Origin of the sequence: Acidipropionibacterium timonense (assembly GCF_900605005.1) — a bacterium.
GTDB classification, from domain to species: Bacteria; Actinomycetota; Actinomycetes; order Propionibacteriales; family Propionibacteriaceae; genus Cutibacterium; species Cutibacterium timonense.
Genome location: NZ_LR027562.1, coordinates 1 through 3,392, shown reverse-complemented (window position 1 = coordinate 3,392; position 3,392 = coordinate 1). Strand labels below are relative to the sequence as shown.

The 3,392-nt window shown below is 71.5% G+C and carries 5 protein-coding genes; 4 read left to right on the top strand and 1 reads right to left on the bottom strand.

Going from position 1 to position 3,392, the window contains the following annotated elements:
* Positions 1 to 764 (bottom strand): hypothetical protein (locus E0E30_RS13105; RefSeq protein WP_130866928.1); only part of this gene is annotated, 764 nt, incomplete at its 3' end.
* Positions 765 to 940: 176 nt separating this feature from the next.
* On the opposite strand from E0E30_RS13105, the gene rimP reads away from it, so the two are divergent.
* From rimP to E0E30_RS13085, 4 genes are all read left to right on the top strand, one after another.
* The gene (gene rimP / locus E0E30_RS13100) at positions 941 to 1,459 is read left to right on the top strand and encodes a ribosome maturation factor RimP (protein ID WP_130866927.1); all 519 of its coding nucleotides are present in this window, start codon (positions 941 to 943) and stop codon (positions 1,457 to 1,459) included.
* A gap of 2 nt (positions 1,460 to 1,461) precedes the next feature.
* The gene (gene nusA, locus E0E30_RS13095) at positions 1,462 to 2,463 is read left to right on the top strand and encodes a transcription termination factor NusA (protein WP_130866926.1); all 1,002 of its coding nucleotides are present in this window, start codon (positions 1,462 to 1,464) and stop codon (positions 2,461 to 2,463) included.
* Positions 2,460 to 2,696 carry a YlxR family protein gene (locus E0E30_RS13090; protein ID WP_411914035.1) on the top strand — a complete coding sequence of 79 codons (237 nt, stop codon included), beginning with the start codon at positions 2,460 to 2,462 and terminating at the stop codon, positions 2,694 to 2,696. The genes nusA and E0E30_RS13090 overlap by 4 nt, the downstream gene beginning before the upstream one ends.
* Positions 2,697 to 2,926: 230 nt before the next feature.
* A partial coding sequence (locus E0E30_RS13085; protein WP_210115903.1) for a translation initiation factor IF-2 N-terminal domain-containing protein occupies positions 2,927 to 3,392 on the top strand: 466 nt, incomplete at its 3' end.

Sequence of the window (3,392 nt, the reverse complement as noted above, 5' to 3'; positions counted from 1 at the left end):
GCGTAGCCGGGGGAGAAGGGGGTCGGGGTGGCCGAGGACTCCCGGATCTGCGCATGGAGGTCGGCGCGCATCGTCGAGACGGCGTCAAGCCGCTCCTGGCCCCACGCACGCAGGTCCTGGTCGACGCCCAGCAGCCGCCCGACCCCCCAGTCGAGACCGGCCAGCAGCGCGTTGACCCGCGACAGGAGCACCTGGCGGGCCGCGGTGAGCGACTCCGAGCCGATCCGTACCGGGCTCACCGTCGTCTCCACGGTCGGTGCCGGGCTGAGTCCTGATGCGCTGGCCGACGCCGCCAGGCTGGCCCAGAGCAGGACATGGGAGGGGTCGGCGGCCGCGACCGCCGACGCCAGATGTGCCTTCGCGGCGGCCGCCAGGGCTCGGTCGAGGGTGGCCCGGGTGGGGGTGGCCATGGCCGACCGGGGCGTCGACGATGAGCTGGCGACGGGGTCGATGACCGTGATCGAGGTGGCGTCGAAGGGGTCCGCACGACCCAGGGTGCGGGCGTGCGCGCTGTGCACTGCCGACACCGCCGCCAGGGCTGTGGCGTGGCTGCGGTCGGTGCGTGCCAGGGAGGACGCCGTGGCCGCCAGATCGGCCTCGAGCTCGGCGGCGCGACGCATGGTCGCACCCAGTGTCGGCGTCGCGGCCGTCGTGCCGGAGCGCGGGCCCTCGATGAGCGGGGAGACGCGGTAGCAGCCGGCCAGCAGAAAGGTGCCCGCCGACAGGGACGCCGTCAGCATCGCTCGTCGGGGCCACTCGCTCATGGCGCCACCCTAGTCGGTACTGCGGCGCGGTCGCGGCCCCGTTCGGTGTCCTCGCTCACCGTCGCCCGGTGTCAGTGCACCTGGGTGGTACTCGGTGTCGGTGACCGGTGTCGGTGCGGATCGGTAGGATGGCCGCACAGGACAACCGGCTGACAACAGGACAGAGGCGGGACGCGATGATCAACGACACACTGACGGCTCTGCTGGCGCCGCTGCTCGACCAGCTCGGACTCGAGCTCGAACGCCTCGAGGTCGTGCCCGCCGGACGGCGTCGGGTGGTGCGCGTCACCGTTGACGGCGACGGGGACGACGGGCACGGGCCCACCCTCGACGACATCGCCGAGGCGACGAGCGAGATCTCCCGGGCCCTCGACGACGCCGACGCCATGGGAGACGCCCCTTACACCCTCGAGGTGAGTTCCCGCGGCGTCTCGACGCCGCTCACCGAGCCCAAGCACTTCCGCCGCAACATCACCCGCCTCGTCAAGGCCACCGTCGCCGAGGACGGCGTCACCCAGGAGGTGCTCGGGCGGATCCTGGCGGCAGACGAGGCCAGCGTCACCCTCGAGGTGGAGGCTCCCGGGTCCAAGCCGCACAAGCCGCTCACGACCGAGCGCACCGTTCCTCTCGACCGGATCCGACGGGCTGTCGTCCAGGTCGAGCTCAACCGTCCCACCGAGACCGAGGAGAACTGAAGATGGACATCGACCTCGCCGCGCTGCGCATGATCGAACGGGAGAAGGACATCCCGCTCGACTACCTCGTCAAGACCCTCGAGGACGCCCTCCTCAACGCCTACGGTAAGACGGAGCACCCGGTCAAGGACGCCCGCATCGACCTGGACCGCAAGTCCGGGAACGTCGCGGTCATGGTGCCCGAGAAGGATGAGGAGGGCAATGTCGTCGGCTGGTACGACGGCACCCCCGACGACTTCGGTCGGGTCGCGGCCTCCACCGCCCGTCAGGTCATCTTCCAGCGGCTGCGTGAGGCCGAGGACGAGCACAAGTACGGCCAGTTCTCGGCCGTGGAGGGGCAGATCGTCACCGGCGTCGTCCAGCAGTCCTACCGCGACACGCGCACGGTGCGGGTCGACCTGGGCGGGATCGAGGCCGTCATGCCGCCGGCCGAGCAGGCCCCGGGGGAGGACTACTCCCACGGACGGCGTCTGCGGGTGTACGTCGTCGCCGTGCGCAAGGAGGCCCGTGGCCCGCAGGTCATCGTCTCGCGGACCCACCCCGACTTGGTGAAGAAGCTCTTCGCCCTTGAGGTGCCCGAGATCGAGCAGGGGGTTGTCGAGATCAAGGCCATCGCCCGTGAGGCCGGACACCGCACGAAGATCGCCGTCGTCTCGCACAACCCGGACGTCTCGGCCAAGGGGGCCTGCATCGGCCCCATGGGTCAGCGGGTGCGGGCCGTCATGCACGAGCTCGACGAGGAGAAGATCGACATCATCGACTGGTCCCAGGACCCGGCCCGGTTCGTCGGCGAGGCCCTGTCCCCGGCGAAGGTCAAGCAGGTGACGGTCGTCGACCTCAAGGCCCGGTCCGCCCGGGTCGTCGTTCCGGACTACCAGTTGTCCCTGGCGATCGGCCGCGAGGGGCAGAACGCCCGGCTGGCGGCGCGGCTGACCGGGTGGCGGATCGACATCCGACCCGACACCCAGGTCGGCGGGCAGGAGCGCCCGGCGAACCAGTCGTGAGCCGCCCGCAGCGCACCTGCGTCGGCTGCCGCACGGTTGACGACCCCGTCGCCATGGCGCGATACGTCGTGGTCGAGGGGGCCGTCGTCGCCGACCCGAGCAGGTCGGCCCAGGGCCGGGGGGCTTGGGTGCACGACGATCCCGAGTGCCTGCGCCGGGCGGTGCGCGGGGGCTTCGCCAGGTCGTTCCGCCGCCGCGTCCGGACGGACGCCGTCGAGCCGCGGGACGCCTGAGCAGGTCGCCGCGACGTCAGGCCGAGAAATTGAGCCGGTGGGGCCGGAGTCGGTAGACTGCCCGATGCACGTCCGCCGGAAGGTCCGGCGGCCTCACCGAACCGTGCCCGGTTCGACCGGGCAGAACAGAAAGTGGGCTGACGCTCATGACCACTCGATGAGTTCGCACCAATGAGCATTCACGTCAACTAGTTGGCCCGAGTCGCCGTGACCGGGCCCGAAGGAGAGTAGTGGCCAAGGTCCGCGTCTATGAGCTCGCCAAGGAGCTCGGACTGACAAGCAAGCAGCTTCTGGGGAAGCTCAACGACATGGGGGAGTACGTCAGATCGGCCTCCTCCACCTTGGAGACGCCGGTGGTCCGGCGTGTCCGCGATCAGATCAAGCCGGACGGGGGCGACGCCAAGCCGTCACGTCCCGCCGCGCGCCCGGCGAAGCAGGAGACACCCGCCGCCCAGGCCGCGACGCCTGCCCCGGCCAAGCCGGGTGCCAAGCCCGGTCCGCGTCCCACCCCGCGCAATGTGCGCCCGGGTGGGTTCAGTGCTGCTCCGACGGCGTCGTCGTCGGCGGCTCGCACGAGCGTCACCCCGCGCCCCGGGCTCGTCAAGCCCGGACCGCAGGGCAAGTCGCGCACCCGGTCGGGCGAGGAGCGCCCGGCCTCGCCGGCGTCCACGCCGACCCCCTCGGCCACGCCCGGGC

Coding starts and splice junctions, on each gene's coding strand:
- rimP (WP_130866927.1), top strand. CDS start 941: ATGATCAACGACACACTGACGGCTCTGCTGGCGCCGCTGCTCGACCAG.
- nusA (WP_130866926.1), top strand. CDS start 1,462: ATGGACATCGACCTCGCCGCGCTGCGCATGATCGAACGGGAGAAGGAC.